This is a genomic window from Protofrankia sp. CiP1_Cm_nod2 (genome assembly GCF_920664355.1).
Lineage (GTDB): Bacteria > Actinomycetota > Actinomycetes > Frankiales > Frankiaceae > Protofrankia.
In genome coordinates, this window is the sequence record NZ_CAKKTL010000364.1 from 1 (window position 1) to 3375 (window position 3375).

The window sequence follows — 3375 nt, forward strand, 5'->3', positions numbered from 1 at the left end:
ATGCGGCGGAGTTCGGCGGCGGCATCCACCCGGACCGGCCGGTCTGGGCGCGCTGGACATGCTGGACGTGCCAGGGCGGTTCAGCGTGCCCAGACCCGCTGGTTACTGCGTTGCGCGGTTCCTGCGGCGAGCGGCAAGGCCGGTGCCGAGCATCGCGGCACCGAGCCCGGCGCCGGCGACGGGAGCGATCGGGAACGACGGCGCCATACCGCCGCCACCCGCGTGCACGCCACCCTGCGGGACCGGCTCGGAGGACGGCTTCTGGGTGGCCGACTGGCCCTGCTGCTGTCCGGAGGACTGCCCCTGCTGGCCCTGCTGCTGCCCGGAAGGCTGGCCCTGCTGCTGGCCGGAAGGCTGGCCCTGCTGCTGGCCCTGCTGCTGGCCGGAGGACTGGCCCTGCTGGCCCTGCTGCTGGCCGGAAGGCTGGCCCTGCTGCTGGCCGGACTGGCCCGGCCACTGGCCCGACGAACCGCCGGGTGCCGTTCCCTGGCCTCCCTGGCCGCCGGCTGCTCCCTGGCCGCCGGACCCCCCCGATGACTGGGACGAGGTCGCGCCGGGCCAGCCGCCTCCGGACTGCGCGGACTGGCCACCCGCCTGCTCGGGAGGCCGCGGGATCGGCCACTGGGTCGGCAGCTGGATGGGCAGCTGGGGCCATCCGGCCGTCTCACCGCCGCTCCCGGGCTGCCCGCCATTCTGCTGCTGGGTGGCCGCGGGCGGTGTCGACGAAGAGCCGGAATCCGACGGCCCGTCCGCGAACGCGGCTGTGGGGCCGAACCCCACGAAGAGCCCGGTGACGGCCGACATGGCCAGCATCACCACGCCCCGGCCGATTTTGTGCGTCATGACCTTTCCTCTTCTCTCGTACTGCGGCGGTATTGTTACCGCGGGCTACACCATAGCCATCTGATGTCCATGGGAAGGCGTGGAACACGATATGACCACGACGGGGCCGAAGATTGTCCGGCCGGCTCGATGGCTGGTTCTGATCGGAATTCTCCTGATCGGGGTGAGTGGTCAGAAGTTTGTTTCGTCCGAATATGGGAAACTGGTCGGGGTACCCGATGTGACGGCCGCTACGGGGAGCGCGGGACCCGACGCGAGGCTGGTGCCAGCGCCTGCGGCACCGCGGGATCCGGCTGGCGGCGAGTGGCGGCAGAACAGCCCACCGACTTTTCTGCGTATTCCGGAAGTGGGCATTTCCGCGCCGGTCGGGCCGGTCGGTCTCAACACGGACGGGACCCTCGAGGTGCCGACATCCTGGACCGACGTCGGCTGGTACGAATATGGGCCGCGGCCCGGCGACGTCGGCGCGTCCGTACTTGTCGGGCATTATGACTCGACGACCGGGCCGGCGGTCTTCTACCGTCTCGACAGGCTCAGGAAATCGGACACGATCGAGGTGAGCCGTGCGGACGGGACGGTCGTGCGGTTCACGGTCGACCGTATTCAGGATGTCGCGAAGGATGCGTTTCCGGCGGCGGAGGTCTATGGCCGGTCCGATCGTCCGGAACTACGGCTGATCACCTGTGGTGGTGCTTTCGACAAGAAAACCCACCATTATCTGAAGAACGTGATCGTGTACGCGCACGCCGTCGCCGGCCCGGCGTAGGCGGCCGCTGCCCGGCGGCTCGGCGGATGCCGACGAGCGGGACGTACCGCGTCGCCTCCCGTACCGGATAGCCGGATATGATCTTCGTGCGGTGATGGACGGGTGTTTGCGCCGGCGGGTGCCGGCGGTACGGAAGCGAGTGCGCCGGCTGCCGCGGTGGCAGCGGTCGCGCGGTGCGGGGAGCGGGAGCCCGGGGCCGCGCTGCCGGGCGACGGGCACATGACATCAGCGTGTACGCTGCGTGAAGAGATGTATGCCATCTCTAGCGCTACCCTTCGCTGAGACAGGCGATCTCGGGGAGGGACCATGAACGTCTCGGTGTCACCGATTGTCCGCGCGGTTGCCGCGATCCGTGCGCCCGGTGCGATCGGAGTGCCCGGTGCGATCGGTGTGACCAGCGCGGACGGGGTGCCCGGGCATGCGCTCCCGCGCCGTCACGGGCGGGGCGCGGGGAAGGGCCCGTCCTCCCCACGGAGCGGGATCCGCCGCCCGCGGCACCGCGGGCGTGGGCGTGGGCGTGGGCCGACGTCACACGATGACCGGCGACGGGCTGCTGTCCGCCCGCGGGGCCACGGGCGCGGGCCGGCGTCCCCGATGTCTCGGACGTCCCCGATGTCTCGGACGTCTCGGACGTCCCGGACGTTCTTGAGGTCGCGGCTGGGCCTGCCGGCGGCGATACTCGTGGCGGCCCTGCTGGCCCTCACCGGATGCTCGGGTACGGACGAGGGGACAGTGCGCGCGCAGGCGTCACCGTCCGCGTCACCGTCCGTGGGAGCAGCCGGCGGCTCGCCCGGGACGACGGAACAGCGGAGCAGCGGGCAGTCCGGCAGCGGGCAGTCCGGCGCCGGCCAGGGAGCGGCGACGCCGGGTGCCACCGCGGGCGCGGCGGCCTTCCCGTACCAGCCGTTGTGGCCCTTTGCCAGCGCCGCGGACGCGCGGGCGTGGCAGACGGGCGGCGGCTCGGACGGGCACCAGCCATGGCACCTCGACCCGGCGGCCACCGCGTTGGCCTTCGCCCGTGGCTTCCTCGGCTTCACCGACATCGACCGGACGCTGGCCAGCACGGTGACCGGTGACGACGCCCGGGTGCAGGTCGGCTACGCCACCGAGGGTGGGCGTACCGGTGTCGCGGCCGTCGTCCATCTCGTGCGGTTCGGTTCCGGCAGCGGCGCGCCGTGGGAGGTCGTCGGTACCGACGACACCACCTTCTCGCTCACCCAGCCGGTCTACGGGGCGACCGTGTCGACGCCGCTGGCGGTCGGCGGCCAGATCACCGGTGTCGACGAGAGTATCCGCGTGCAGGTGCGGCCGGCAGGGGGTCCCAACGGCGGCCAGGTCGTCGGGGAGTACTGCTGCCTGCCCGCGGGCGGGCAGAACTCACCCTGGCGGGCGGCGGTGACGATCGACGCCCAGCCGGGCCAGGGCCTGGTCGTGGCCGCGTCCACGGGTGGCCACCTGCACGGGGTGGAGCGCTTCACCGTCACCGGCGTCCGCTACAAAGGCAAGTAGACGTATCCCATTACGGAAAGTAACAAAATAGGACGGATCATCATCCGGCTCCGGTCGTCCCGACCGACCCCCGACCCCCGACCCCCTGACCCCGGGATCTCGGCGGTCCCAGGGGCCGGAGGTCCCGAGGCCGGGGGTCCCGGAAGTTGGCGGCCCCGACCATGATGATCATATTGAATGATCATATGGCTGGGGCCCCGGCCGGGCCGGCGGCGGGCGGGCCTCGAAGCGCCGGGCGCGGCCGGCTGGGGCCGCCG

Annotated in this window: 2 protein-coding genes and 1 pseudogene; all 3 read left to right on the forward strand. The window is 71.9% G+C overall.

The genetic code is table 11. The features are described 5' to 3' along the window. Positions 1–537: pseudogene (locus tag NBW84_RS23385) on the forward strand (hypothetical protein); the annotation flags it as partial. 568 nt (positions 538–1105) lie between these two features. Next, on the forward strand, positions 1106–1609 hold the full coding sequence (locus NBW84_RS23390; protein ID WP_250287450.1) for a class F sortase: 504 nt from the start codon (positions 1106–1108) through the stop codon (positions 1607–1609). A 645-nt stretch (positions 1610–2254) separates the two neighbouring features. Continuing rightward, a complete protein-coding gene (locus NBW84_RS23395; RefSeq protein ID WP_250287452.1) occupies positions 2255–3118 on the forward strand; it encodes a hypothetical protein in 864 nt (287 codons plus the stop codon). Positions 3119–3375 lie beyond the last annotated feature (257 nt).